Origin of the sequence: Rhodococcus sp. 114MFTsu3.1, assembly GCF_000383555.1 — a bacterium.
GTDB lineage: Bacteria > Actinomycetota > Actinomycetes > Mycobacteriales > Mycobacteriaceae > Rhodococcoides > Rhodococcoides fascians_E.
This window is the reverse complement of sequence record NZ_KB911547.1, coordinates 209969-234730: the sequence shown is the minus strand read 5'-3', so window position 1 is coordinate 234730 and position 24762 is coordinate 209969. Positions and strand designations below refer to the sequence as shown.

Annotated in this window: 26 protein-coding genes; 14 read left to right on the top strand and 12 right to left on the bottom strand. The window is 64.9% G+C overall.

Going from position 1 to position 24762, the window contains the following annotated elements; translation table 11 throughout:
• The first annotated feature begins 143 nt into the window (after positions 1 to 143).
• The 4 genes from H292_RS0109350 (at position 144) to H292_RS0109335 (ending at position 3470) form a co-directional block, all read left to right on the top strand.
• Positions 144 to 863 (top strand): SDR family oxidoreductase, encoded by a 720-nt coding sequence (locus tag H292_RS0109350; protein ID WP_027498706.1) that lies wholly within the window; start codon positions 144 to 146, stop codon positions 861 to 863.
• Positions 864 to 902: 39 nt separating this feature from the next.
• Positions 903 to 1925, top strand: a complete 1023-nt coding sequence (locus tag H292_RS0109345) for a Gfo/Idh/MocA family protein (RefSeq protein ID WP_020111207.1) — start codon at positions 903 to 905, stop codon at positions 1923 to 1925.
• Between the two features lie 10 nt (positions 1926 to 1935).
• Positions 1936 to 2958, top strand: coding sequence for an LLM class flavin-dependent oxidoreductase (locus H292_RS0109340; RefSeq protein ID WP_020111206.1), 1023 nt, complete (start codon positions 1936 to 1938; stop codon positions 2956 to 2958).
• A 77-nt stretch (positions 2959 to 3035) separates the two neighbouring features.
• A complete protein-coding gene (locus H292_RS0109335) occupies positions 3036 to 3470 on the top strand; it encodes an SRPBCC family protein (protein ID WP_026347496.1) in 435 nt (144 codons plus the stop codon).
• Between the two features lie 64 nt (positions 3471 to 3534).
• On the opposite strand, the gene H292_RS28385 is transcribed toward H292_RS0109335, so the two are convergent.
• From H292_RS28385 to speB, 6 genes are all read right to left on the bottom strand, one after another.
• Positions 3535 to 3690: a DUF6131 family protein gene (locus H292_RS28385; protein WP_094653298.1), complete on the bottom strand. Its 156-nt coding sequence runs from the start codon at positions 3688 to 3690 to the stop codon at positions 3535 to 3537.
• A gap of 280 nt (positions 3691 to 3970) precedes the next feature.
• Positions 3971 to 4519: a Dps family protein gene (locus H292_RS0109325; RefSeq protein ID WP_019663475.1), complete on the bottom strand. Its 549-nt coding sequence runs from the start codon at positions 4517 to 4519 to the stop codon at positions 3971 to 3973.
• Between the two features lie 60 nt (positions 4520 to 4579).
• Positions 4580 to 5650 (bottom strand): TerC family protein, encoded by a 1071-nt coding sequence (locus H292_RS0109320; protein WP_020111203.1) that lies wholly within the window; start codon positions 5648 to 5650, stop codon positions 4580 to 4582.
• Positions 5647 to 5802 carry a hypothetical protein gene (locus tag H292_RS28380; protein WP_019663477.1) on the bottom strand — a complete coding sequence of 52 codons (156 nt, stop codon included), beginning with the start codon at positions 5800 to 5802 and terminating at the stop codon, positions 5647 to 5649. Before H292_RS28380 ends, H292_RS0109320 begins: the two co-directional genes overlap by 4 nt.
• A gap of 176 nt (positions 5803 to 5978) precedes the next feature.
• Complete coding sequence (locus H292_RS0109310; protein WP_020111202.1) at positions 5979 to 7163, bottom strand: PucR family transcriptional regulator; 1185 nt, start codon at positions 7161 to 7163, stop codon at positions 5979 to 5981.
• A 60-nt stretch (positions 7164 to 7223) separates the two neighbouring features.
• The gene (gene speB, locus H292_RS0109305; RefSeq protein ID WP_019663479.1) at positions 7224 to 8183 is read right to left on the bottom strand and encodes an agmatinase; all 960 of its coding nucleotides are present in this window, start codon (positions 8181 to 8183) and stop codon (positions 7224 to 7226) included.
• A 107-nt stretch (positions 8184 to 8290) separates the two neighbouring features.
• Between speB and H292_RS0109300 the strand changes: the two genes are divergently transcribed.
• Positions 8291 to 9106 carry a carbon-nitrogen hydrolase family protein gene (locus tag H292_RS0109300; protein WP_020111201.1) on the top strand — a complete coding sequence of 272 codons (816 nt, stop codon included), beginning with the start codon at positions 8291 to 8293 and terminating at the stop codon, positions 9104 to 9106.
• The gene (locus H292_RS0109295) at positions 9103 to 10788 is read left to right on the top strand and encodes a flavin monoamine oxidase family protein (protein WP_020111200.1); all 1686 of its coding nucleotides are present in this window, start codon (positions 9103 to 9105) and stop codon (positions 10786 to 10788) included. The genes H292_RS0109300 and H292_RS0109295 overlap by 4 nt, the downstream gene beginning before the upstream one ends.
• A gap of 40 nt (positions 10789 to 10828) precedes the next feature.
• On the opposite strand, the gene H292_RS0109290 is transcribed toward H292_RS0109295, so the two are convergent.
• The gene (locus tag H292_RS0109290; RefSeq protein WP_019663482.1) at positions 10829 to 11392 is read right to left on the bottom strand and encodes an Lrp/AsnC family transcriptional regulator; all 564 of its coding nucleotides are present in this window, start codon (positions 11390 to 11392) and stop codon (positions 10829 to 10831) included.
• Positions 11393 to 11480: 88 nt separating this feature from the next.
• On the opposite strand from H292_RS0109290, the gene H292_RS0109285 reads away from it, so the two are divergent.
• From H292_RS0109285 to H292_RS0109270, 3 genes are all read left to right on the top strand, one after another.
• A complete protein-coding gene (locus tag H292_RS0109285; RefSeq protein WP_020111199.1) occupies positions 11481 to 12287 on the top strand; it encodes a tyrosine-protein phosphatase in 807 nt (268 codons plus the stop codon).
• A gap of 23 nt (positions 12288 to 12310) precedes the next feature.
• Entirely contained in the window at positions 12311 to 12835 is a 525-nt protein-coding gene (locus H292_RS0109280; RefSeq protein ID WP_026347498.1) for a peroxiredoxin, read from the top strand.
• Between the two features lie 242 nt (positions 12836 to 13077).
• Complete coding sequence (locus H292_RS0109270) at positions 13078 to 14199, top strand: class I SAM-dependent methyltransferase (RefSeq protein WP_019663486.1); 1122 nt, start codon at positions 13078 to 13080, stop codon at positions 14197 to 14199.
• Positions 14200 to 14208: 9 nt separating this feature from the next.
• Here H292_RS0109270 and H292_RS0109265 read toward each other — a convergent pair whose 3' ends face one another.
• Positions 14209 to 14631: a hypothetical protein gene (locus H292_RS0109265; protein WP_026347499.1), complete on the bottom strand. Its 423-nt coding sequence runs from the start codon at positions 14629 to 14631 to the stop codon at positions 14209 to 14211.
• 233 nt (positions 14632 to 14864) lie between these two features.
• On the opposite strand from H292_RS0109265, the gene H292_RS0109260 reads away from it, so the two are divergent.
• Positions 14865 to 15710: a Bax inhibitor-1/YccA family protein gene (locus tag H292_RS0109260; protein WP_026347500.1), complete on the top strand. Its 846-nt coding sequence runs from the start codon at positions 14865 to 14867 to the stop codon at positions 15708 to 15710.
• A 76-nt stretch (positions 15711 to 15786) separates the two neighbouring features.
• Here H292_RS0109260 and H292_RS0109255 read toward each other — a convergent pair whose 3' ends face one another.
• Both H292_RS0109255 and H292_RS0109250 read right to left on the bottom strand, forming a co-directional pair.
• Positions 15787 to 17007, bottom strand: a complete 1221-nt coding sequence (locus H292_RS0109255) for an acetyl-CoA C-acetyltransferase (protein ID WP_019663489.1) — start codon at positions 17005 to 17007, stop codon at positions 15787 to 15789.
• Positions 17008 to 17037: 30 nt separating this feature from the next.
• Positions 17038 to 18018 (bottom strand): SGNH/GDSL hydrolase family protein, encoded by a 981-nt coding sequence (locus H292_RS0109250; RefSeq protein ID WP_020111197.1) that lies wholly within the window; start codon positions 18016 to 18018, stop codon positions 17038 to 17040.
• A gap of 139 nt (positions 18019 to 18157) precedes the next feature.
• Here H292_RS0109250 and H292_RS0109245 point away from each other — a divergent pair, with 139 nt between their 5' ends.
• Positions 18158 to 19543, top strand: coding sequence for a cystathionine beta-synthase (locus H292_RS0109245; RefSeq protein ID WP_027498704.1), 1386 nt, complete (start codon positions 18158 to 18160; stop codon positions 19541 to 19543).
• A 55-nt stretch (positions 19544 to 19598) separates the two neighbouring features.
• Here the strand turns inward: H292_RS0109245 and H292_RS0109240 are convergent, their stop codons facing one another.
• A complete protein-coding gene (locus H292_RS0109240; protein ID WP_020111195.1) occupies positions 19599 to 20771 on the bottom strand; it encodes an acyl-CoA dehydrogenase family protein in 1173 nt (390 codons plus the stop codon).
• A 142-nt stretch (positions 20772 to 20913) separates the two neighbouring features.
• On the opposite strand from H292_RS0109240, the gene H292_RS0109235 reads away from it, so the two are divergent.
• Together H292_RS0109235 and H292_RS0109230 are read left to right on the top strand one after the other, a co-directional pair.
• Complete coding sequence (locus H292_RS0109235) at positions 20914 to 22086, top strand: cystathionine gamma-synthase (RefSeq protein ID WP_019663493.1); 1173 nt, start codon at positions 20914 to 20916, stop codon at positions 22084 to 22086.
• A 5-nt stretch (positions 22087 to 22091) separates the two neighbouring features.
• A complete protein-coding gene (locus H292_RS0109230; protein WP_020111194.1) occupies positions 22092 to 22862 on the top strand; it encodes a glutamate racemase in 771 nt (256 codons plus the stop codon).
• On the opposite strand, the gene H292_RS0109225 is transcribed toward H292_RS0109230, so the two are convergent.
• Positions 22794 to 23393, bottom strand: coding sequence for a TetR-like C-terminal domain-containing protein (locus H292_RS0109225; protein ID WP_019663495.1), 600 nt, complete (start codon positions 23391 to 23393; stop codon positions 22794 to 22796). The genes H292_RS0109230 and H292_RS0109225 overlap by 69 nt on opposite strands.
• A 99-nt stretch (positions 23394 to 23492) precedes the next feature.
• On the opposite strand from H292_RS0109225, the gene H292_RS0109220 reads away from it, so the two are divergent.
• Complete coding sequence (locus H292_RS0109220; RefSeq protein ID WP_020111193.1) at positions 23493 to 24743, top strand: MFS transporter; 1251 nt, start codon at positions 23493 to 23495, stop codon at positions 24741 to 24743.
• The last annotated feature ends 19 nt before the right edge of the window (positions 24744 to 24762 follow it).

Below are 24762 nucleotides of genomic sequence, written 5' to 3'. Positions count from 1 at the left end.
TGGAACAACCGTCGCAAGGCCCAGACATAAAAATCAACTCGAGTTCAGCCCTCCCCTTCGATCGCCTGCTCTGTTAGACCTCCGATCGTGCTGTGTCGAAAACAGGTTCGGTGCAGTCGAAGAACACGAGGAGAGATGGCGACGTGAGTGACCTGACGGGTAGAACGGTCGTGTTGATCGGTGGCGCAACCGGAATCGGCTATGCGGTGGCCGAGAAAGTCGTCGGGGCAGGCGGATCGGTCGTCCTCGGCGGCCGTACATCGTCGACCCTCGAGAAGGCGGCGGACGCACTGGGCGAACGCGCGAGGTGGCAAGTGGTCGACACGTCGTCACCCGCATCGGTGGAGGACTTCTTCGCCGAGCTCGACTCGGTGCACGGTTTGTTCACCACTGCCGCGACCTATGTGACGGGTTCGCTTCGCGAGCTGTCGGAAGCGGACGCGGCGTCGGCGTTCGAATCCAAATTCTGGGGTCAGTACCGCGTGGTCAAAGCTGCGGTGAACACGCTGACCAGTGACGCATCGATAGTGTTGATGGCCGGTGCTGCCAGTGTCAGGCCACCGGGAGCGGCTCCTGCGTACGTCGCGGCCAATGCTGCGATCGAAGGCCTCGGTAGGGGATTGGCGGTAGAGCTCGCGCCCATTCGAGTGAACTCGGTGTCGCCGGGAACGATCGACGGACATCTGTGGCGGAGCAGACCCGACGACGTCCGCATCCCCGCGTTCGAACAGTTCGCGTCCGCGACCACACTGGGGCGGGTCGGGGTGGAATCCGAGGTTGCCGATGCCGTCGTCTACCTCCTCACCAGTGGGTACACGACAGGCTCCACGTTGTATCCCGACGGTGGTTACGCACTTCGCTGACGCGTAATGTGTACGGTTGTCCTAACAAAAGGAGATCTCATGCGTCTGGGAGTTGTCGGATACGGCGTCGGGGGGCGGTACTTTCACGTGCCGTTCGTACAAGCGGCAGAAGGGGTCGAACTCGTCGGCATCGTCACGCGTTCTCCCGAACGTGCGGCTCAGGCCGAACTCGATGCGCCGGGCACGCCGGTGTACGGCAGCCTGACCGAACTGATCGATGCGGGCGTGGACGCCGTCACCATCACGACCCCACCCGAGACGCGTCGGGAGCTGGTTCTCGAGGCCGTCGCGCGCGGTGTGCACGTCATCGCCGACAAACCTTTTGCGCCCGACCCCCGGGGCGGACAGGACCTCGTGGATGCCGCGGCCGACGCCGGAGTACTTCTCAGTGTTTTCCAGAACCGGCGGTGGGACGCCGACATCCTGACTCTGCGCGGCGTGATCGACAGCGGCAAGCTCGGCCGGATCTGGCGAGTGGAGTCGAGGTTCGATCTCGACGAACCCGCCACGCTCGAACTCGGACCGACCGGTGGACTGCTGCGAGACCTCGGAGCCCACCTGGTCGATCAGGCGCTGTGGTTGTTCGGTCGCGCCACCAGCGTGTACGCGCGCATGGATTGGGCCGGCGAGGGCGACGATCGAACTGACAGCGCGTTCGTCGTCGATCTCGACCACGAGAGCGGTGTTCACTCGACCCTGTCCGCCACCAAGGTCAACCACTTCCAGGCGCGCCAGCTTCGGGTGTACGGAACGGACGGCAGTTACTACTCCGACGGAACCGACGTCCAGGCGCAGGCCGTCTTCGCCGGCCGTCGCCCGGTGGACGAGCCGGACACGTTCGGCTACGAGCTCGAAGAGCGCTGGGGCACACTGCATACGGACGCGGGTGCAGAGAAGGTTCCGTCCGCGCAGGGGAGTTACAAGAACTACTACCGCGACTTCGCCGCCGCTGTGCGCGGCGAGGGCCCGCAACCGGTCCCTGCGTCCGAGGTCATCCACACTCTCGAGGTGCTCGACGCCGCACGCCGCGCCGCGGAAACAGGTGAGGTCATCCGGTTGTAGGCTTTTTCTCATGCCTGCACGCTCGGTCGAACTGCGAAAACTCGGATTTCTGACGATCGGATTGCTCGACGAGCACAACCCCGCGCTCGGCCACGAATCGACACTGCAGATCATCGAACTCGGCGAGCAACTGGGATTCGACAGCGCGTGGCTGCGTCACCGCCACCTGCAGTACGGGATCTCGTCCCCGATCGCGATCATGGCTGCGGCGTCGCAGCGCACCAGCAGAATCGAGCTGGGAACGGCGGTGACTCCACTCGGGTGGGAGAACCCGCTTCGACTCGCCGAGGACCTCGCGACGGTCGACGTGCTCTCCGGCGGTCGTATCAACCCGGGTGTCAGTGTCGGACCACCCATGCAATTCGACCGAGTGAAGAACGCGCTGTATCCGGACACCGCCGACGTCGAGGATTTCAGCTACGCCAGAGTGAACCGCCTTCTGTCGCTGGTTTCCGGTCAGCCCGCGTCGAACTGGAGTGGCACGGTCGGGATCGAGCAGTTCTCCGACCGTGTTCAACCCCATTCGCCAGGCCTGCGGGACCGAATGTGGTACGGGGGCGCCAGTCTTCGATCTGCTCGGTGGGCAGGCGAGACAGGAATGAACCTGCTCGTCAGCAGTGTGGTGAAAGCCGAGGAGTCGGAGAACTTCGACGAGATCCAGCACTCGCACATCACGACGTTCCGCGAGCATCACCCGCAGAAGAGCGCGGCGCGTGTGTCACAAGGACTCGTGGTGATCCCGACCGATTCTGCGTCCACCGACCAAGTGGAGAAGTACCGTGCGTACGCGGAGTCCAGACGGGCACGCACGGCAACCCCGCAGGGGCCGGCGAGGATGATGTTCGCAGCCGACCTGGTCGGAACCTCGCGTGAGATCGCCGACCGGTTGTACGACAACGCGGCCTTCCGCGAGGTGGACGAAGTGGCGTTCGCACTACCGTTCAGCTTCGATCACTCGGATTACGTGCAGATTCTGACCGACATGGCAACGGTTCTCGGTCCCGAACTGGGATGGCGACCGTCACACGGCTGAACCTGCCGACACAGCGTGTGGGATGCCGTGAGCGTGGGTAGCCGAAAGTCACGCTTTCGGCATTGGAGGACAACACCATGGTTCACGTGGAACGCACATTCACCGTCCGGCGCCCACGCAAGGTCGTCGTCGACTACCTTCGGGATTTCGCACACGCGGAAGCATGGGACCCGGGCACGCAACGGTGTGTCCGATCGACACCGGGACCGATCGGTGTCGGTACCGAATGGCACAACGAATCCAAGCTCGCCGGGATCAGCACCGAATTGACGTACCGGTTGGTCGAGGACAGGCAGGACGTCGTCGAGTTCGAAGGTAGGAACAAGACGGCGACGACAGTGGACCACATCGCGTTCGAGGACGCAGGCGACGACTCCACTCGAATCACCTACGTCGCAACCATCACGTTCAACGGACTCGCGAAACTGTCGGACCCGGTGTTCAAGCTGATCTTCGAACGTATCGGCGACAAGACCGTCGACGCCATGACGCGCACCCTCGAAGGGCTGTGAAGACAGACGAACGGGGCCCGAACCGATTCGGTTCGGGCCCCGCACGTGTGAGTGGGAGTGAGAATCAATAGAAGGTCTTGCGCCCACCGACTGCGCGGCCGGTGGCACCGAGAATGGTCAGGACTGCTCCGACGACGACAAGGATGATGCCGATCGTGGTCAGAATGCTGATCTTGGCGAAAATGCCGATCAGCGCGAGGATGATTCCCAGGACGATCACTGTCTTACCTTCTTTCGAGTTCGGTGCCGCTCGTGCGACAACCGCCGACCTTCGTTCGTTGATCGTCGAACAGGAGGTGAGTACCCGAACTCCTGCCGAATATGCGGGCGGGACGGATGTTTCGAACATTTCACAGGCGACCGTCTCCGGAGTTCGTATTTCACGTGGCGACGCGACCCGACCGGATGGCCCGTTTTTGTGATCGGTGCCGGTTTCGGGTGACAGAAATGACAACGCCCCGACCGAAGTCGGGGCGTTGCGGCGTGAAGTGAGCGGGATATCAGCCGGCGTTCGACGCCGCTTCGGTCTCGCTCGACGCGCCCGCGGTCGAGAGCTGACCGCCGGAGTTCTCCAGGTGCGCACGAACGAACCAGTGGAAGAGCTCGAGCTGGCCGCTCTGCCCGATCAGCAGATCCTCGGTGACGGGATCGATCTCGCCGATCTCCGCAATGGCCTTCCGAGTGTCACCGATGACGCCTACGTAGACCAAGTCGAGGGCTCCGAGGTGCTCGATGGCCGTTGCGCGGCCGATCGAGTAGTCGTCCCACGAACGCTCCTTGACGATGGTGCCGGGCGTTCCGAGTGCGGCTGAACCCAGCGTCGCAATACGCTCCGCCACGTCGTCGGCGAACCCACGAACCGCTTCGACCTGAGGGTCGAGCATCTCGTGCACGGAGATGAAGTTGGGTCCCACGACATTCCAGTGAATGTGCTTGAGGGTGAGATGGAGATCGTTGTAGGCGTTGAGGCGGTCCTGCAGCAGTGCAGCGACGCGCGCGCCCTGGTCGGTGCTCAATCCGGGAACTGTGTAGGAATTCGAATTGGTCATGAAACGCACGTACCCGGGGTGCTTCGCGTCGAAACACCCCGGGTACGTATGTGGGGAAGACTACTTCGGTTCCGACCCTCCACCGAGGTCGGACTCGGTCTTCAGGTCCGTCGACCGATCCTTGGTCAGGCTCGCCGACGTGCTGCCTGCGGGGCCGGCCGGATCGTCCGCCTCGATCGAATCTGCTGAATCTGCCGACTCCTTCGGCGGATTCTTCAGGCTCAGGATTATCGAACCTGCGAGGACCACGATGATGACCACCAGGCTCACCATGGACGGGATCTCGGGGATCGACGTGCTGATCACCTTGTGGCTTGCCTGCAGAACCAGCTTGACGCCGATGAATCCGAGGATGATCGCGAGGCCCTTGGACAGGTAGTGGAACTTCTCGAGAAGACCCGAGAGCAGGAAGTACAGGGCGCGCAGGCCGAGGATCGCGAACGCGTTGGACGAGTACACGATGAACGGGTCGTCACTGACCGCGAGAACAGCGGGCACACTGTCGACCGCGAACACGAGGTCTGCTGCCTCGATGGCGACGACGACGGCGAGCAGCGGGGTGGCAACGCGCTTGCCGGCTTCCTTGACGAAGAACTTCGTGCCGTCGTACTCGTCGCGAACCGGGATGACCTTACGCAGCAACCTCACTGCGATGGACTGGCTCGGATCGTACGAGTCCTCCTCGTCCTTCATCAGCTTCCATGCGCTGTACAGCAGGATGGCGGCGAAGACGAACAGAACGACGGTGAACTTGCTGACGATCGCGACACCCGCGGCGAGGAAGATTCCGCGGAACACGAGGGCGCCGACGACGCCGAAGAACAGAACGCGGTGCTGGTACTCACGGGGGACCTTGAAGTATCCGAAGATCAGCGCGAAGACGAAGAGGTTGTCCACCGACAAACTCTTCTCCAACAACCAGGCCGTCGTGTATTCGACACCTGCCGTGGTACCGAGAGTGGCGAACACGACGCCACCGAAGATGAGAGCGACGCCGACCCAGAGCGCACTCCACCAAGCTGCTTCCCGGAAGCCGATGATGTGTGCGCCGCGGTGGGCAAGTAGGTCGATGGCCAACAGAATGACGACAACGGCTGCGAAAGCCGCCCACGCCCATACGGGGACGTTCATCGGCGAGTGTCCTTACTGGTGAATCGAGATCCGAGGCTCTTCAGCTTGGCCTGGTTCTCGGGTTTGGTGGCGAAAGCGCGCCCTTGCGCAATGAGCTTCTTACCCTGAGGGCTACGGGCGAACACCTGCAGTTTCTGAATCAGTGATGCCATGAAACGGTGCTCCTTGTCGATAGAAGGTTCTCGGCGGCCGCTTGCGACCGCGACTCCTCAAGTGTGCCTGTATCGATTGCGGCAGTCATCGTCCGAACGCGGACATGTTTGACCGATTTCGGTTGCCGTATCCCGGCAACAAGAGGCGCTGACTCGGCTCAAACGTGACCCGGAGCTCAGCTCCCCGTCGGCCACCCGAGCAATCTGGCGCCGTACACGGCCGTCTGCAGGGTGAATCGTTCGGCTGGATCGCCGACGTCGTGGCCGGTCAGTTCGGCCACTCGGGCCAGACGGTAGGTCACGGCACGAACGGACAAATGCATCGCCCGGGCTGTCGAGGCAGAATTTCCGCCTGTTCCGAAGAAGGCGAACAACGTGTCGAGCAAGGGGCCTGCGCCGCCACGTGCAGTCAGCAACGGAGTCAGAACCGTGTGCACCAGATCCGTGATTGCGGCCTTGTCGTCCAACAGCACCCGGTACACCAGCAGGTCACGTGCATCCACCACCACAGTGCCCAGGCCCAGCTTCGCGCCGAGGTCGAGCGAATCGACTGCTTCACGATACGACGACACGACACCGGCCACGCTGGGCCCCGTCCGCCCCACTCCGATCCGCCGGGTCCATGTCCCCGAGACATCGACCCTCTCGGTGGCCTCGCGAACACGGTCGACGACGTACTCCACCGCTGCGTGATCCGGGGCAGCGAACACCACGACAAGGCGGCCTTCCTTGCTCGCGACGAGAACCTCCGAGTCCGCTTTGCTTCCTTCCACCGCGCGTTCCACCTCGGTGATGACCCGGCCACCGTCGGTGAACGGCGTACTGGCCGCGACGACCACGACCGCATGAGGCCCGGTCAGATCCAGACCGAACGTCTCCGCCCTGCCCATCACTCCCGCGATGTCCGCGCTACCGGACAGCAGGTCGTCGACGAATTCACGCCGGGCCGACTCCTCCGCACGTACCAGCACTCGCCTGGCGAGTTGGAATCCTTCGGCGAGCTCGGCGACCGCGTCGTCGACGGCGTGCAGCATCACCTCACCGGCCGTCACGACGGCCTGTGGGTCTCGGTCGGCGTCGACGATCGCAGGAAGCTCCCGCCACAGGCGCCAGGCGGAGGACAGGTACAGATCGAGCAGTGCCCGGAGGGCGACGCCCTGCCGCGCCGCGGTGTCCCCGTGGGTGCGCAGAGTCCGCAGCTGTCGACGCGACAACGTGCGACCCTCGGACACCGCAGAGGTCAGGACCTCCAGAAAATCCCCGAGCAACTCCGTGGACAGCCCGCCGGCATCCTCGGCCGCGAGGTCGGCGACGCTGCGTCGTCGGTCTTGGCTCGTCGGGATCGCGCGATCGTGTGCCACCTGGTCATCGTATTGGTCGAGGTGGCAACGCAGCCCGGGCCGACCGTCCGGGTGATCCGATCACGCGTTCGCCGCGAGGACCGACAACAGCTCGTACGCGACGTGGGCAGCGGCGATTCCGGTGATCTCGGCGTGGTCGTATGCGGGTGCCACCTCGACGATGTCCGCACCGACCACGTCTACTCCGACCAGTCCGCGCAGGGTGTTCAGCAACTCGCGCGACGTGAGCCCGCCCGCCTCCGGTGTCCCCGTCCCCGGCGCGTGTGCAGGATCGAGCACGTCGATGTCCACGGACACGTAGACCGGGCCGGTGTCCAGGCGAGCACGCATGCGTTCGACGATGCTCGCGACGCCGTCGGTTTCGTAGTCGTCGGACCGAACGACCTGGAAACCGAGGATGCGGTCGTTCTCCAGATCCTGCTCGCTGTAGAGCGGCCCTCGGATCCCGATGTGCTGTGAGCGCTCGAGGTCGATCAAGCCTTCCTCGCTGGCCCGACGGAACGGGGTCCCATGCGTGAACGGCGCCCCGAAATACGTGTCCCATGTGTCGAGGTGCGCGTCGAAATGCAGCACCGCCAACGGACCGTGGTCACGCGCGAGCGAACGCAGGATCGGCAGCGCGATCGTGTGGTCACCGCCGATCGTCAGCACCGACGAACCGTCCTGTCGCAGTCCGGTCACCGCGGACTCGACGGTGGCAAGGGCTTCGGTGATGTCGAACGGATTGACCCCGATGTCACCGAAATCCGCGACCTGACGATCTGCGAACGGGGAGACCTTCAACGCGGGGTTGTAGGGACGAAGCAACTTCGAGGATGCTCGGATGTGACCGGGACCGAACCGAGCGCCCGGCCGATAACTGACGCCGGAATCGAACGGCACACCGAGAATCGTGACGTCGGCACGCGACACCTCGTCGAGCCGCGGTAACCGCGCGAACGTCGTCGGCTCGGCATACCGGGGTACCACGGTTGCATCGACCGGACCGATGGGACCGACAGGTGGTCGTTCGGGGCTCATGACGCTGACGATGCCAGACTTCGGATCGTCCCACCGGATGTTTCCCGGGGGCGCCGGACTTCCGTACGCTCTCGGGCAGGACGACAGCACCTCGGGGAGGAGAATTCATGAGCAAGACCGCCCTGCGTGCCTCGCTCTATCAAGGCCCCGAGTTCTCGGGTGACGTCGAAGCGAACCTCGCCGCCGTCGGCCGGGCAGCGGACAGTGCGTCACGTGCAGGGGCCGACATCCTCGTCACGCCCGAGATGTCGATCAGCGGATACGACATCGGGGAGCTCGTCGCGGCCCGGGCCGAACCTGCCGACGGCCCGATCTTCGACGCCGTCGCCCGCATCACGTCCGAGACGGGCGTGGCCGTCGTCTACGGATATCCCGAACGAGACGGATCCGTCGTGTACAACTCCGTTCAGGTGGTCGGCGCCGACGGTTCGCTCGTGGCGCGCTACCGCAAGACCCATCTCTTCGGGGACCTGGACCGCGGCCACTTCGTCCCCGGTGATCGACTCGTCGCGCAGTTCGACCTGGACGGAGTGAGGTGCGGTCTGCTGATCTGCTACGACGTCGAGTTCCCGGAAGCCGTTCGAGCACATGCCGATTCCGGCACCGAATTCCTGATCGTGCCGACGGGGCTCATGACGCCGTTCGACGTCGTCGCCACCCACGTCGTCCCCGCGCGGGCGTACGAGAGTCAGATGTTCCTGGCCTACGTGAACCGATGCGGCCGCGAAAGCGAACTGCAGTACTGCGGCCTGACGTGTGCCATCGCTCCCGACGGGAGCGAACTCGCTCGCGCGGGCCGCGGCGAGGAGTCCCTGGTGGTCGACATCGATACGGAGATGCTCGCCCGGTCCCGGTCGATCAACACTCATCTTGCCGACCGTCGACCGGACCTGTATCTACATGCCAGAAAGGGAATTTCATGACCACGCCGGTGACGCCGGACAGTACGTCCGCCGACTCGGACGAGCGTCCGTTGACGATGTTCGGTCCCGACTTTCCCTTTGCCTACGACGACTACGTCGCGCATGCGGACGGGCTGGGCGAGGTGCCCGCCTCGGCGCTCGGCAGCGAGGTCGCCGTCATCGGCGGGGGACTGGCCGGCATGGTGGCGGCGTACGAGCTCACCAAGTTGGGCTTGAAGCCGGTTGTCTACGAATCGGATCGAATCGGTGGACGCATGCGGTCCATTCCGTTCGACGGCCATCCCGGGGTGGTGGCCGAGATGGGCGCCATGAGATTCCCGCCGTCGTCCACGACGCTGTTTCATTACCTCGACGTGCTCGGACTGCAGACCGAGCCGTTTCCCAACCCACTTGCCGAGGCTACGCCGAGTACGGTCATCGACCTCAAGGGAACCAGTCACTACGCGCAGAGCCTCGACGATCTGCCCGATGTCTTCGGCGAGGTGGCGCGGGCATGGCAGCGCACGCTCGAGGACCACGCGGATCTCGTTCCGCTGCAACGGGCGATCCGCGCTCGCGACACCGGTGAGATCAAGACCTTGTGGAACGAGCTGGTGCAGCGCTTCGACGACCAGACGTTCTACGGATTCCTCGCGTCCTCCGAACACTTCAGGTCCTTCGAGTTGCGAGAAGTGTTCGGGCAAGTCGGTTTCGGGACAGGTGGCTGGGACACCGACTACCCCAATTCCATTCTCGAGATACTGAGAGTCGTGGTCACCGCTGCCGACGATCACCACCGAGGCATCGTCGGTGGATCGCAACAACTTCCGGTCGGTCTCTGGCGCGCGTCGACGACGTCCGATCACTGGCCGGGCGGGACGTCGGTGGAGTCGCTCAACAACGGCAGCACCTCACCGCGCGTGGTGCGGTTACGCCGCACGGGGTCTGAAATAGTCGTCGGTGACGCGGACGGCGGCGAGCGCACCTATCCCGCTGCCATCGTGACCGCACAGAGCTGGATGTTGCTGTCCACCATCGAATGTGACGACGACCTGTTACCGATCGACCACTGGACCGCGATCGAACGCACCCACTACATGGGGTCGACCAAGGTGTTCGTGCTCGTCGACCGACCGTTCTGGAAGGACAAGGACCCGAACACCGGGCGCGACGTCGTCAGCATGACATTGACCGACCGCATGAGCCGAGGTACGTACCTGCTCGATCAAGGAGAGGGAAAGCCCGGTCTGATCTGCCTGTCCTACACCTGGTCCGACGATTCCCTCAAGCTACTGGCGCTCGGCCCGACCGAACGAATGAACCTCGTGCTCAGATCGTTGGAAGGGATCTACCCGGGGGTCGACTTCCGCTCCCACATCGTCGGCGATCCGGTGACCGTGTCGTGGGAAACCGAACGCGACTTCCTGGGCGCGTTCAAAGCGAACCTCCCCGGTCACTACCGATACCAGGAGCGCCTGTTCGGTCATTTCGTGCAGGACTCCTTCGACGAGCGTCATCGCGGACTGTTCCTTGCCGGCGACGACATCTCGTGGACGGCAGGCTGGGCGGAAGGCGCGATCCAAACGGCCCTCAACGCGGTGTGGGGCGTCGTGCACCATCTCGGCGGATCTTCCCGCGCGACCAATCCCGGACCAGGCGACGTCTTCGAACAGCTTGCCCCGCTGCGGCTCGGTGACCACTGAGGTTGCGCGTTCGGCGCTACCTGACTGTGCCCGTGATGAGCTACGGTCGAGGTCGGTCGGCGTCGCGTCGGGGGCGGCGCCGATTCCGACTGTCCGGGCTCTCGGCGTCCCGGCTGCGCACGCCCGCAGTAGGTTCGAGGCCGGAAGCCCGCTCGAGCAGCGGCTTGGTCCGGTAGGGGATGAGCTCGCTCATCGCGATCGACATGTTGGTGCGTTCCACACCCGGGATCTTCAGGATCAGACCCGCCACCCGGTAGAGGTCGTCGGCGTCGACGGCCGCGATCCGGATGTGCATGTCGGAGGCACCGGAGAGTCCGAACACCTCGAGCACCTCCGGAATGGTTCCCAGATGGTCGGTGACTTCTGCGAGTCGATGCTGATCGACCCTCGTGGTGACGAAGGCCTGCAAGGCGTAGCCGAGACTGCGCGGCCGAACTCGGTGATCGATGGGCGTCAGGGCCTCCTTGTCCTCCCACCGAGTGAGTCGAGCTTGCACGGTGTTGCGAGAAAGACCGAGATCTCCGGCGAGTTCGACGCCGGTAGCACGCGGTTTCGCGCACAGGGCGAGCAAGAGGCGGGCGTCGGTGCGGTCGAAATCGGTCATGGATTCACGGTAGTGGCGACGACCGTTCCGTGCGTGCGAAGGCGCCCCGGCAGATCGCGGATCATCGCCTCGTGGCTAGTGTGCGTTCATGGCCAGTATCGAATCGACCGACCAGTTCCGACTGTCCGGAGCGTGGAACTTCCGCGATGTCGGGGGCGCTCGGACGGCCGACGGTCGCGAGGTTCGGCGAGGCCGGTTGTTTCGATCCTCCGAGCTGAGCCGGCTGGATTCCGAGGGCGAGAACATGCTCGTCCGTACCGGAGTGCGCCACGTGGTGGATCTTCGTGGGCAGTCCGAGATCGACCGCGCCGGTCGTGATCGCGTGCCGTCCTCGGTCCGGGTGCACAGCACTCCGTACGAGAACCACAAGGGTGAACGCGCCCCGCACGAGCTCGGCAACGTCGTCGACGCCGATGCGCAGTTGCAGTACATGATGCGCGCCTACACGTCGTTTCCCTCGCTCGCCGGGGCGAAGGTGGCCATCCGTCGCGTCGTCGACGCGGTCTCGGACGGCAGTGGTGGCGTTCTCGTGCACTGCGCTGCGGGCAAGGATCGCGCCGGATGGACGATAGCGACGGTCCTGCGCGCGGCGGGGGTGCTCGAACAGGACATCCTGACCGACTACCTGGCCAGCAATGCGGCAATCGCTCCGCTGCGCGCGCACCTGTCCGACATCTGGTCGGACGGTGACGGGCAGGGCCGCGAGAGCACGAGCGATGGCAGCTCGGTGTTTCTGTCCAACGCCGTCCTCGGTGTCACCGAGGAGTACTACCGACACGGGCTGAGCGTCGTCGACGAGCTCTACGGATCGTTCGACGGATATCTGAGCGAGCTCGGAATAGGCGTCGACCAGGTCGAACGGTTGAAATCTTCACTGCTCGTCCCGACAGACTGAATCGGACACGTACCCTGTCCAGCATGCGTACTGGACAAACGGCGCCGGATTTTCGGCTACCGGATCACGAGGGGAATGTGCGGTCCCTCGGTGAGTTGCTGGCCAGGGGCCCGGTGGTGCTGTTCTTCTATCCTGCGGCGTCCAGTCCGGTCTGCACGGCCGAGGCCTGCCACTTCCGGGATCTGGGCCGGTCGTTCGAGGCCCTGGGGGCTCAACGAGTCGGGATCAGCACCGACACCACCGACAAACAGTCGCACTTCGCGTTGCAGCGTTCCTTCGACTATCCGCTGCTCGCCGACTCGGACGCCTCGGTGGCGGGCCAGTTCGGAGTCAGGCGTGGCGGGTGGCTCATGCGCCGCCGACGCCGGCAGGAAATTTCCAACCGTTCGTCTCACGCTGCGAAGCGTGGAATCCTCCGTCAGCTCCTGTCGGTGAAGCGAACGACGTTCGTCATCGATCGCGACAGGGTGGTGCGGCTGGTGGTGACGAGCGAGCGTGCTCACGTGCACGCGGACAAGGCGTTGGACTACCTACGCTATCTGGCCTGACCCGGCTTCTCCGCTGAACAGAGGCGTGTACACGGCGGGCTTGCTGTTCTCGGACGTGGATTCGGCGGCAGTCTTGTCAGCGTGGCTGAAAAGAGCCTCGATCTTGATATTCGGTTCCATCTTATGAAGCATGCCCCCGTTCGAGGGAAAACGCCACCTGGACGCGCTGAGCAGCACGCGAGAAAAATATTGACCGCCAACGTTTTTGGAAAGCGACGTCGAGGGGTGGGAGACTGGGCGTCGTGCCCGATCTCGAAACTGTCCTGTCCGGACTCCGTCGCCGCCCCGACGCGGAGGCCGTCAACCTCTTTGCCGTCGACGCCGCGGACCGGCTTCTGCTCGACACGGTAGGCGAATCGGTTTCGGACGTGGCCGCCCGACGGATCACGGTGATCGGTGATCGCTACGGCGCGCTCACGCTCGGACTGCAGGTGCAGTACGGCGTGACCGGCATTCGCGTCCACCAGGATTCGTACACGGGCGAACTCGCACTCGATCGCAATGCGACCTCGGCGGGCATGTCCGGGGCGCACACTCACCACGCGTTGGACCAGTCGTTGCTCAGCGGCGCGGACCTGGTGCTGATGCAGTTGCCGCGCAGCCTCGCAGAACTGACCGAGATCGCCGAGGCGATCGCCGCCCACGCCGATCCGGGGGTGGTCGTGCTCGCGGGTGGCCGGGACAAGCACATGGCGCCGGCGATGAACGCCGTGCTCCGATCGTCCTTCGAGACGGTCACCGCGGGCCGGGGCAGACAGAAAGCTCGCGTCCTGACGGCGTCGAAACCCGTCCCTTCCGAGACTCGAAGTTATCCCGTGACCGCGGTGCTCGACGACCTCGATCTCACCGTCGTCGCGCACGGTGCGGTGTTCGCCGGGGCGAAGCTCGACGTCGGAACCCGGTTCCTGACCGAATTCACGGACCGGATGTTGCCCGGTGCTCGTCAGATCGTCGACCTCGGCTGCGGAACCGGGATACTCGCCTGCCTGCTGGCCCGTGCGCGGAGCGAGGCTCGGGTCCACGCAAGCGACAGATCCGCCGCGGCGGTGGCGTCGGCGACTGCGACCGCGAGGGCGAACGGTCTGGACATCGACGTCGTGCGGGACGACGCACTTTCCACGTTCCCCGACTCCTCCGTCGATCTGATCGTATGCAACCCGCCGTTCCACGAAGGGGCGTCCCTGCACACCGGCAGCGCCCAGAAGTTGTTCGAGGCAGCAGGGCGGGTGTTACGTCCGAACGGCGAGATGTGGACCGTCTACAACACTCACCTCAACTACCGGCGTGCACTGGCCGACGCGGTGGGACCGACCGCGGTGGCGGGGAAGAACGCAAAATTCACCGTCACCCGGTCGGTCGTCTGACCAGCTCGTCTACTCGACCGGGCCGCCGTCTTCCGGCGTGCCGTCGATCTGGCCGCGATCGCGGCCCCGGTCCTCGACGAGTGTCCCCTCCACGATCTCGGCCTGACGCTGGCCGTCCGCGTAATCGATGTCCGGGTCCTCGTCCGAACCGACGATCTCGTGGTCCACGATCTCCTCGGTCAGCTCGTCGTCCGGAGTTTCCGCCACCGACCGTTCCTCGTCTTCGAGGGCGGTGTCGGGCTCTTCCTCGCTCAGCTTCTCGTCCAGGCTCTCGCCTTCGAGCGCTTCGTTCGGCGTCGTTCCGAACCGGTCGGCCTCGCTGTAATGGTCCGGTGCATCGACGATGTCGTCGCCGTCGTCGTTGCGCACCTCGTCCGAGTCGAGGCTTTCGCTCTGGTCCAAAGTGTCGCCTGGTCCGTCTTCGATACTCATGTGATCCATAGTGCCCGCCGAGGCGCCGCGGGAAACTGCCGGTGTCTGCGCGGTTCGTCACGAAGGAAGGTAGAGTCCGAATTGTCGGAAGTCGTGTGGTCCGACTGGGAACTTTTGTCCGTATGTGGGAGTTTTACGTACAGCTGCCGGTTCACTACCGGTTGTCGGGCTCGGCGCGACGCGACGGGCTCGAACTCGAAGAAGGATTCACCCTTCAGAAAGGACGCGACACGGTGCGCACCTCCAGCAACCCGGTGTTCCGCAACCTGCCCAAGCAAGAGGGCGGCGGATACGCCACGTTCGGCTCTGCGACGGCAGGTGCCTCGCAGGCTGCTCAGCAGTTCGGTCAGCCGCAGGCCTACGGCGATCCCTACCAGACAGGCCCCACGTCGCGGGCGATGACGATCGACGACGTCGTGACCAAGACGGGCATCACGCTCGGTGTGCTCGCGCTCACTGCAATCGTCTCGTTCATCCTCGTCGACGGTAACCCCGGCCTCGCAGCTCCCTTCGTCATCGGTGGCGGTCTGGTCGGTCTCGGCCTGGTCCTGTTCGCGACGTTCGGCCGCAAGATGGACAGCAAGGCAGTCGTGCTTGCCTACGCGGTCGCCGAAGGCATCTTCCTCGGTGCTCTGTCGTTCCTGTTCACGTTCCCGATCCAGGGTGCGTCGGCCGGAACGCTGATCTCGCAGGCCGTGCTCGGTACGTTCGGTGTGTTCTTCGGAATGCTCGTCGTCTACAAGACCGGTGCCATCCGCGTCACCCCGCGCCTGACCCGCATGATCGTCGGTGCACTCATCGGCGTCGTCGTGCTGGCGCTCGGTAACCTCGTCGCCAGCTTCTTCATGGACGGCGGCCTCGGCCTCCGCGACGGCGGACCCATCGCCATCATCTTCAGCCTCGTCTGCATCGGCATCGCCGCGTTCAGCTTCCTGCTGGACTTCGATCAGGCGGACCAGCTCATCCGCGCGCAGGCGCCGGAAAAGGCTGCCTGGGGTGTGGCCCTCGGCCTGACCATCACGCTGGTGTGGCTGTACGTCGAGATCCTGCGACTGCTCAGCTACTTCAACAACGACTAGTAGTCACCGCGAAAGGCCCCGCACTCCTCGTGAGTGCGGGGCCTTTCGCGTTCCTGCGGGTGGCTCGAAGGACGCGTCAGCTGAGACGCTCGAGCACCATGGCCATTCCCATGCCGCCGCCGACGCACATGGTCTCCACGCCGAACGTCTTGTCCTGTGTCTTCAGGTTGTTCAGCAAGGTCGTGGTGATGCGCGCGCCGGTCATGCCGAACGGGTGACCGACGGCGATTGCGCCACCGGAGATGTTCAGCTTGTCGTGATCGATGCCGAGATCACGTGCCGAACCGAGGACCTGCACCGCGAACGCCTCGTTGATCTCGAACAGGTCGATGTCGGAGATGGAGAGATTCGCGATCTTCAGCGCCCGCTTGGTGGCCTCGATCGGTCCGAGTCCCATGATCTCGGGGGAGGTTCCGGTGACGCCGGTGGACACGATGCGGGCCAGCGGCGTCAGGCCGAGCGCCTTGGCCTTGGTGTCACTCATGATGACGAGTGCGGCCGCTCCGTCGTTCAGCGGGCACGCGTTGCCTGCCGTGACCGTTCCGTTGGGGCGGAAGACCGGCTTGAGCTCGCTGATCTTCTCGTAGGTCGTGCCCGCACGGGGGCCGTCGTCCGTGGACACGACGGTGCCGTCCGGGAGTGTGACCGGGGTGATCTCGCGCTCGAAGAAGCCGGAGTTGATAGCTTCCTCGGCCCGGTTCTGGCTGCGGACGGCCCAGTGGTCCTGATCCTCGCGGCTGATGCCGGTCAACAGCGAGACGTTCTCGGCGGTCTGACCCATGGCGATGTACGCGTCGGGCAGCTCGCCGCTCTCGCGGGGATCGGTCCAGCTGTCCGCGCCCTCTTCCTGCGCCTTCTTGGTGCGTGCCTCGGCGTCGGCGAACAGCGGGTTGTGACTCTGCGGCAGGGAGTCGGAGCTGCCGTGAATGAAGTTGGAGACGCTCTCGACGCCTGCGGAAATGAACACGTCGCCCTCGCCTGCCTTGATGGCGTGCAAGGCCATGCGCGTGGTCTGCAGCGAGGAGGAACAGTAGCGGGTGATGGTGGTGCCGGGAAGCGAGTCGTAGCCGAGCAGGACTGCCACGATGCGAGCGAGGTTGTTGCCCTGCATGCCTCCGGGAAGGCCGCATCCCAGAAGGAGGTCGTCGATGTCGGTCGGGTCGAGCTCGGGAACCTTCGCGAGCGCGGCGGCGACCATCTGCACGGTGAGGTCGTCGGGACGGATGTCTTTCAGCGAGCCCTTCATCGCGCGGCCGATGGGTGAACGAGCGGTACTGACGATCACTGCTTCTGGCATGAACTCTCCTAGGGTTGATTACCGTGGATACTAAGTTACCGGCGGGTAGGGCTGGTTGTGCGCCTCCGTTTCGCTTCGTCGGCGACGTAGGAAACTCTCCAACGATGCCGCCGCGCGCGGCACGAAACGGCGGGATTCGGCCGCGGCGGACACGTCGGGGAGCTCGGGGAGCGGACCACCGTGCCACTCGCCCAACGCCGCAGCCAGGACAGGAAGCAACTGGCGAGCGGCGAGTTCGTAGCCGGCAGCCGACGGATGGAACCGGTCCGCGGAGAACATCGTGTCCGGGGCTGCGAGAAACTCGGGAGACAGCAAGTCCGCCAACGCCACGGGGTGCCCGCCTGCTTTCAGGGTCGCGTCGGACTGTGCGCGTGCCAGCCGAAGACCCCAGTTTCGGACGATCGTTCGCAGAGGTTGGGGTATCGCGGTCACGACGCCGAGATCGGGGCACGTTCCCACGACGACGACCGTGCCCTTCGCCGTCAAGCGTTCCACTGCGTTGCCCAGTCGCGCGGCCGACGCCGCGATGGAGAACTTCTTGGTGACATCGTTCGCGCCGATCAGAATGACCGCGGCGTCCGGTGGCGGGCCGGCGACGAACATCGCGTCGACCTGGCCCTCCAGGCCTTTCGACGTCGCGCCGCCGATTGCTTTGGTGCTCAGCCGGACCCGCTTCTCGGTTTCGTCGGCGAGCCCACGGGCAACCAGGACTCCCGGTACTTCGTCGGCGACAGTGCAGCCGACGCCCGCGGCAGTCGAGTCGCCGAAGATCATCAGATGAATATCTGCCGAACTCCCGATTCGCCACCGTTCCGGCGTGCGATCACCGGGCCCGTAGACGCCGTCGGCCTCCGGAGGTTTTGCCGTCGAGCGTCCGATCACCCCGCGAGCAGACGTCGCTTGGGCCATCAGATGCTTGTACGCAGCCCACGACGCTGTCCCAGCTGACGAGCCTGCAATCACCGTCGCGGCGCCCGCCTTGGCTGCGCCCTTCCACCGACTCACCGACACGTTCTCTTTCCCACGGTCTGCGCCACACGTCCATCGTAAGCATCCGTTCGCGGTGTCTCGGGGGTACCAAGAAGCGCGTCGGGTGCGATCGAGTCGTTCCGAGGACTCCGCTCCGAGCGCGATCTGGGAAGATGAAGTCATGCGCATCGCTCAGCACGTCACCGAACTCATCGGCAACACCCCGTTGGTCAAGCTCTCCTCTGTTGTCGGCGACAACGCGGGGTCGGTTGTGGCCAAGGTCGAATACCTCAACCCGGGCGGGTCCAGCAAGGACCGCATCGCCATCAAGATGATCGACGCTGCCGAGGCGTCGGGCGAGTTGAAGCCGGGCGGGACCATCGTGGAACCGACCTCGGGCAACACCGGGGTCGGGTTGGCCCTCGTCGCGCAGCAGCGTGGCTACAAGTGCGTCTTCGTGTGCCCGGACAAGGTGGGCGAGGACAAGCGCAACGTGCTGCGCGCCTATGGAGCCGAGGTGGTCGTCTGCCCGACGGCTGTCGCTCCCGAGGACCCCAACAGCTACTACAGCGTGTCCGATCGCCTGGTGCGCGAGATCGACGGTGCGTGGAAGCCCAATCAGTACGCCAACCCGGCAGGCCCGCAGAGCCACTACGAAACCACCGGACCCGAGATCTGGGCCGACACCGACGGCAAGATCACCCACTTCGTCGCGGGCGTCGGAACGGGTGGAACCATCTCCGGAACAGGCAAGTACCTCAAGGAGATCTCCGGCGGCAAGGTCAAGGTCATCGGCGTCGACCCCGAAGGCTCGGTCTACTCGGGTGGCACCGGCCGTCCGTACCTCGTCGAGGGCGTCGGTGAGGACTTCTGGCCGTCGGCCTACGACCCGTCCATTCCCGACGAGATCATCGCCGTGTCCGACGCCGACTCCTTCGACATGACGCGACGCCTCGCACGCGAAGAAGGGCTCCTGGTCGGCGGATCGTGCGGTATGGCTGCCGTCGGTGCCCTGCGTGTCGCCGAGCGTGAAGGCCCCGACGCTCTCGTCGTCGTGTTGCTGCCCGACGGCGGTCGTGGCTACCTCGCGAAGATCTTCAACGACGACTGGATGTCGTCCTACGGCTTCCTTCGCTCGCGCCTGGACGGCAAGACCGACGAGCCGTCGGTGGGCGACGTGCTCCGCGGCAAGTCCGGCGCCCTTCCCGACCTGGTGCACACGCACCCGTCGGAAACCGTGCGTGACGCCATCGAGATCCTGCGCGAGTACGGCGTCTCGCAGATGCCGGTCGTCGGCGCGGAGCCTCCCGTGATGGCGGGCGAGGTCGCGGGCAGCGTCACCGAGCGCGAACTGCTGAGCGCGGTCTTCGAGGGCCGTGCGTCACTGGCGGACCCGGTCGCCAAGCACATGAGCGAGCCGTTCCCCCTCATCGGTGCAGGCGAGAACGTCTCCGACGCCACCAAGGCTCTCGGGGAGACCGACGCCCTGATGGTCGTGGAGGAGGGCAAGCCCGTCGGCGTCATCACCCGACACGACCTGCTCGGATTCCTGTCCAAGGGCGCCTGACCCCCTACGTGAGTGGTTGTGTATGGCGGGCCGTACACAACCGCTCACAGCGGAATCAGCGAACCGCGCTGGTGCCGGTGAGTGCCTGCCCCACCACCAACTGGTGTACCTCGGACGTTCCCTCGTACGTGAGGACGGACTCCAGGTTGTTGGCGTGACGAAGCACCGGGTACTCCAGGGTGATGCCGTTGGCACCGAGAATCGTCCGGCACTCGCGGGCAATCGCGATCGCTTCGCGCACGTTGTTGAGCTTGCCGACGGACACCTGCTCTCCCCGCAGCTCGCCCTTGTCCTTCAGTCGGCCGAGGTGCAGCGCGAGCAGTTGACCTTTGCCGAGTTCGAGTGCCATGTTCGCGAGCTTGGCCTGCGTCAGCTGGTAACCGCCGAGTGGCTTGTCGAACACCTCCCGTGTCTTCGAGTACTCGATGGCCGACTCGATGCAGTCACGTGCCGCACCCATCGCGCCGAAGATGATGCCGAAGCGGGCTTCGTTGAGACAGCTGAGCGGGCCACGTAGTCCATGAGCGTCGGGGAGCACGGCATCACTGGGCAGCCGGACGTCCTCCAGCACCAGTTCGCCGGTGATCGACGCACGAAGCGAGAGCTTCTTCTTGACGGTGTTCGCCGTGAATCCCGGCGTGTCCGTCGGGACGACGAACCCTCGTATTTTCTCGTCGGTCTGAGCCCAGACGACGGCGACATCGGCGACCGGGCCGTTCGTGATCCACATCTTGGAGCCGTTGAGGACCCAGTCGCTGCCGTCCTTCCTGGCCCGCGTCCGCATTCCGCCCGGGTTGGATCCGTAGTCGGCCTCGGTCAGCCCGAAGCAACCGATGAGCGATCCCTCGGCCATACCGGGCAGCCACTGCTGCTTCTGCTCCTCGGAGCCGTACTTCCAGATCGCGAACATCGCCAGCGAACCCTGGACGGAGACAAGGCTACGAATGCCGGAATCCATGGCCTCGAGCTCCAGGCAGGCGAGGCCGTAGGCAGTGGCAGACGTGCCCGCGCACCCGTAACCCTCGAGATGCATCCCCAACAGTCCGAGTGCGCCCAGTTCCTTAGCCAGCTCCCTCGCGGGGACGGTGCCGTCCTCGAACCAGTCCGCGAGGTGGGGCCGGATACGTTCGCGGCCGAACTTTCGAACGGTGTCGCGGATGTCCTTCTCCTCGGAATCCAGAAGGGAGTCGATGGAGAACAGCTCGTCGACGGTCTGTGAATCAGCCACGGTCAAACGCCTCGTTTCGCTTTGCAGTGTCTCCCGAAGGCTACCGAGAACTCTCGCCTATCAGGCGGGAGTGGAGCCTGCAGTAATGACCCAACCAGGCGGGAGTGGAGCCTGCAGTAATGACCCTATTAGGCTGAAAGTCATGAGTGAGCAGCGCAGCAAGGCAGACAGCAGTTCGTGGCAGGGGTTCTCGACCAAAGCGGTTCATGCCGGTTACGAGCCGGACTCGCTGACCGGCGCGGTCAATGTCCCGATCTACGCGAGTTCGACGTTTGCTCAGGACGGCGTCGGCGGTATGCGCAGTGGCTTCGAGTACGCCCGCACCGGTAATCCGACGCGTCGGCCGCTCGAAGCGAATCTTGCCGCGATCGAGTCGGGCACGTACGGCCGTGCGTTCTCGTCGGGCATGGCGGCGACGGATGCGCTGCTCCGCGCGACGTTGCGTCCCGGTGATCACCTCGTCATTCCCAACGATGCCTACGGCGGCACGTTCAGGCTGATCGACAAGGTGTTCACTCAGTGGGGGATCGAGTACTCGGTGGCCGCGGTGTCCGACGTCGACGCAGTGCGTGACGCGATCCGCCCCAACACCAAGCTCGTGTGGGTCGAGACTCCGACGAACCCGCTTCTGAACGTCGGTGACATCGAGGCGCTTGCCGGTGTCGCCCACGAGAAGAACGCCAAGCTGGTCGTCGACAACACGTTCGCGTCGCCGTACCTGCAACAGCCGCTACAGCTCGGTGCCGATGTCGTACTGCATTCGACCACCAAGTACATCGGCGGGCACTCCGACGTCGTGGGTGGTGCTCTTGTCACCGACGACGAGGAGGTCGACGCGGCGTTCGCCTTCCTGCAGAACGGTGCAGGCGGTGTGCCCGGCCCGTTCGATGCATTCCTGACTCTTCGGGGTATCAAGACCTTGGCGCTGCGCATGGAACGGCACAGCGACAACGCGGAGAAGCTGGTCGAGCTGCTGAGCGGCCACTCCGCTATCTCCCAGGTCATCTACCCGGGTTTGGCGTCGCATCCGTCGCACGAGGTTGCGGCGAAGCAGATGCGGCGTTTCGGCGGCATGATCTCGGTGCGCTTGAACGGTGGCAAGCAAGCCGCTCTCGACTTCTGCGCACGGACCGAGATCTTCACTCTCGCCGAATCGCTCGGAGGTGTCGAGTCGCTGATCGAGCATCCGGGCGCCATGACGCACGCGTCGACAGCCGGGTCGTTGCTGGAGGTCCCCGACGACTTGGTTCGTCTGTCGGTCGGCATCGAGGACGCAGCCGATCTCGTCGGCGACGTCGAGCAGGCACTGGGCTGAATCGGATGCTTGTCGGATTGATCGACTCGGGGCTCGGCCTGTTGCCGACGTCGGCGTGGCTGAAGCAGCTGCGTCCCGAGCTCGATCTGATCCTGTTGATGGATCCCGACAATGCGCCGTGGGGTCCGAAGCCGGACGATGTGGTGATCGAGCGTGTGCTGGCGGCCGCGGATCGTGGGATCGAGGCTGGCGCGGAGGCTCTGGTACTGCCGTGCAACACCGCGAGCGTGACGGCGTTGGCGGACCTGCGTGCGCACGTGGGATCCGTTCCGGTGATCGGCACCGTTCCGGCGATCAAACCTGCTGCGGCACAGAGTGATCGCTTCGCGGTGTGGGCGACGGCAGCGACGACGGCCAGTGCGTATCAAGCGCGACTGATCGAGGAGTTCGCGGCCGGCCGCACGGTCACCGCCGTTGCGTGCCATTCGCTGGCGGAGTCGATCGACCGCGGAGATTCCTCCGCTGTGTCCGCAGCGATTCGCGAGGCCGCCGACCGCACGCCCGCCGACGTGGATGTGGTCGTGCTGGGGTGTACGCACTACCCGTTGGTGGCGGCCGAGATCGCCGCGGCTCTGCCCCCTGGAACTCGGTTGTTCGACAGTGCGGAAGCTGTTGCGCGGCAGGCACTTCGGAGGATCGACGAGCTCGGGAAGTCGACCGGCGGCGGCGGAACGGTCACGGTGTCGATGAGTGGACGAGCAGGGTCGCTACCGGCCAGTGCTCTCGCCCATCGAGAGGGCCGATTGCTGGCGGGCGAGCACATCGTTCACCAGTGACCGCGCGAAGGCTGCGTCTGTTCCGCCGAGTCCGAACACGACTCTGAAGTAGAGCGGGGCCACGACGTGGTCCATGACGGTGCGGTGCGACGGCGCGTCGTCTCCGCGCTCCGTGGCACGCCGCAGGATCGTGTCGATCTGGTCTTCGCGTTTGTCGAGACAACGGCTCCTGTCGGCGTCGCGCATGGCCCCGATCAGGGAGCGAAGCAACGCTGTTTTCTCCGGCCGCGTGATGTCCGTGACGAGGAACTCACACCACACGTGTAGATCACGACGGAGGTCGCCGGTGTCCGGTACGTCGGCATCCGCAGAGAGAACCTCCAGTGCCACTTCGGTTCGGAGAGTGTCGATATCACCCCACCGACGGTAGACGGTGGTCGCGGCGACGCCGGCACGTTGGGCGACGAGCGGCACAGTCAACGGCTCGGCGTTGTCGTCGATCAAATCGGTCACGGCCCGGTGGACGAGGGTGCGTATCCGGGCGCTCCTGCCCCCGGGGCGGCGGACGCTGGACGGCTCGACTTCGGACATTCCACCATTATTGCAAACCGATTGGCTTTAAGCGGCGCCTCGGTCTATCGTGAGTAAAAGCAATGATCTTGGCTTTAGCGACCCGCCCGGAGGCTACGAATGGTCAACACCGATCTCGATTCGACGATTCCCGTCGCATCCTCGCGGAGGATGTCCGCGTCGCTGGCCTTCTGGACCGTCGGCGTCACCTATCTGGTCGTCATGGCGTCGTCCGCCGCCCCGTCACCGCTCTACCCCGTGTACCAAGCGTCGTGGGGATTTTCCTCGACGATGCTGACCGTCGTGTTCGCGGTGTACGCCCTCGCGCTGCTCCTGGCTCTGCTCACGGTCGGAAGTCTGTCGGATCACGTCGGCCGGAAACCGATCCTGATCGGCGCGCTGGTACTGCTGGCGATCAGTCTCGTGCTGTTCATCGCCGCAGACGGGGTCGGCGGTCTGATCGCCGCGAGAGTGGTGCAAGGCCTTGCCGCGGGTACCGCCACCGGTGCGCTGAGCGCGGCCGTCATCGATCTGCAGCCGAACAGTACGGCGGGGCCCCTGGTCAACAGCGTCGCACCGTCGGTGGGGCTTGCCACCGGTGCGCTGGGGTCGGGGCTGCTCGTACAGTTGGCGCCCGCTCCGACCGTCCTGGTCTACGCGCTGTTGATCGCGGCGGTGGTTCTGCTCGCGGCGGCGGTGGTCTTCGTTCCCGAGACATCGTCGCTTCGCACCATCGAATCGAAACGCCACCTCGCTCGGCTGCTGCTGCCGAGAGCGGCGTTCCCCACCGGAGCGCGCGTTCCGTTCCTCATGATCGTGCCCGCGCTGATAGCGACGTGGTCGCTCGGCGGGTTCCACCTGTCTCTGGGACCGTCGATCATCGGCACCATCTTCGGCATCGACAACCACATCATCGGCGGTGTCGAGATATTCGCGCTGTTCTTCTCCGGCGCGGTGTCCGCTGCCGTGGTGCGGACTCTGCCGCCGCGCACGGTGATGATCGTGGGAACGCTCGTGCTGGCGCTGGGTGTCGCCGCCTCGCTGGTCTCCGTTGCGACGGAGACGGTCCCGCTGTACTTCGTCGGGTCCGTCGTCGCCGGTGCCGGATGGGGAGCGACGTTCCTCGGCGCCATGCGCACACTCGGCGGCCTCGTTCCAGCGGACGAGCGCGGAAGCGTCTTCGCTACGACCTTCGTCCTCAGCTACCTGGCCTTCAGTGTTCCGGCCGTCGTCGGCGGGATCGCGGTGCACACGTTCGGTCTCGAGCCGACGACGCTGGTCTACGGCGCTTTCGTGATCGTTCTCGCGGTCCTCTCGTCGACCGGGTTCGTTCTCGCGTCCCGCAGTGAGAGCGCGAGCTCGGTCGGGTGACACCGAGCACGATCAGCAG

What these genes read in the sequence shown, in the direction of transcription:
- H292_RS0109230 (WP_020111194.1), top strand. Translation starts at nt 22,092, where the DNA reads ATGCTTGTCGGATTGATCGACTCGGGGCTCGGCCTGTTGCCGACGTCG.
- H292_RS0109285 (WP_020111199.1), top strand. Translation starts at nt 11,481, where the DNA reads ATGGCCAGTATCGAATCGACCGACCAGTTCCGACTGTCCGGAGCGTGG.
- H292_RS0109235 (WP_019663493.1), top strand. Translation starts at nt 20,914, where the DNA reads ATGAGTGAGCAGCGCAGCAAGGCAGACAGCAGTTCGTGGCAGGGGTTC.
- H292_RS0109290 (WP_019663482.1), bottom strand. Translation starts at nt 11,392, where the DNA reads ATGACCGATTTCGACCGCACCGACGCCCGCCTCTTGCTCGCCCTGTGC.
- H292_RS0109255 (WP_019663489.1), bottom strand. Translation starts at nt 17,007, where the DNA reads ATGCCAGAAGCAGTGATCGTCAGTACCGCTCGTTCACCCATCGGCCGC.
- H292_RS0109340 (WP_020111206.1), top strand. Translation starts at nt 1,936, where the DNA reads ATGCCTGCACGCTCGGTCGAACTGCGAAAACTCGGATTTCTGACGATC.
- H292_RS0109265 (WP_026347499.1), bottom strand. Translation starts at nt 14,631, where the DNA reads ATGAGTATCGAAGACGGACCAGGCGACACTTTGGACCAGAGCGAAAGC.
- H292_RS28380 (WP_019663477.1), bottom strand. Translation starts at nt 5,802, where the DNA reads ATGGCATCACTGATTCAGAAACTGCAGGTGTTCGCCCGTAGCCCTCAG.
- H292_RS0109295 (WP_020111200.1), top strand. Translation starts at nt 9,103, where the DNA reads ATGACCACGCCGGTGACGCCGGACAGTACGTCCGCCGACTCGGACGAG.
- H292_RS0109300 (WP_020111201.1), top strand. Translation starts at nt 8,291, where the DNA reads ATGAGCAAGACCGCCCTGCGTGCCTCGCTCTATCAAGGCCCCGAGTTC.
- H292_RS0109280 (WP_026347498.1), top strand. Translation starts at nt 12,311, where the DNA reads ATGCGTACTGGACAAACGGCGCCGGATTTTCGGCTACCGGATCACGAG.
- H292_RS0109320 (WP_020111203.1), bottom strand. Translation starts at nt 5,650, where the DNA reads ATGAACGTCCCCGTATGGGCGTGGGCGGCTTTCGCAGCCGTTGTCGTC.
- H292_RS0109245 (WP_027498704.1), top strand. Translation starts at nt 18,158, where the DNA reads ATGCGCATCGCTCAGCACGTCACCGAACTCATCGGCAACACCCCGTTG.
- H292_RS0109335 (WP_026347496.1), top strand. Translation starts at nt 3,036, where the DNA reads ATGGTTCACGTGGAACGCACATTCACCGTCCGGCGCCCACGCAAGGTC.
- H292_RS0109220 (WP_020111193.1), top strand. Translation starts at nt 23,493, where the DNA reads ATGGTCAACACCGATCTCGATTCGACGATTCCCGTCGCATCCTCGCGG.
- H292_RS0109225 (WP_019663495.1), bottom strand. Translation starts at nt 23,393, where the DNA reads ATGTCCGAAGTCGAGCCGTCCAGCGTCCGCCGCCCCGGGGGCAGGAGC.
- H292_RS0109345 (WP_020111207.1), top strand. Translation starts at nt 903, where the DNA reads ATGCGTCTGGGAGTTGTCGGATACGGCGTCGGGGGGCGGTACTTTCAC.
- speB (WP_019663479.1), bottom strand. Translation starts at nt 8,183, where the DNA reads ATGAGCCCCGAACGACCACCTGTCGGTCCCATCGGTCCGGTCGATGCA.
- H292_RS0109325 (WP_019663475.1), bottom strand. Translation starts at nt 4,519, where the DNA reads ATGACCAATTCGAATTCCTACACAGTTCCCGGATTGAGCACCGACCAG.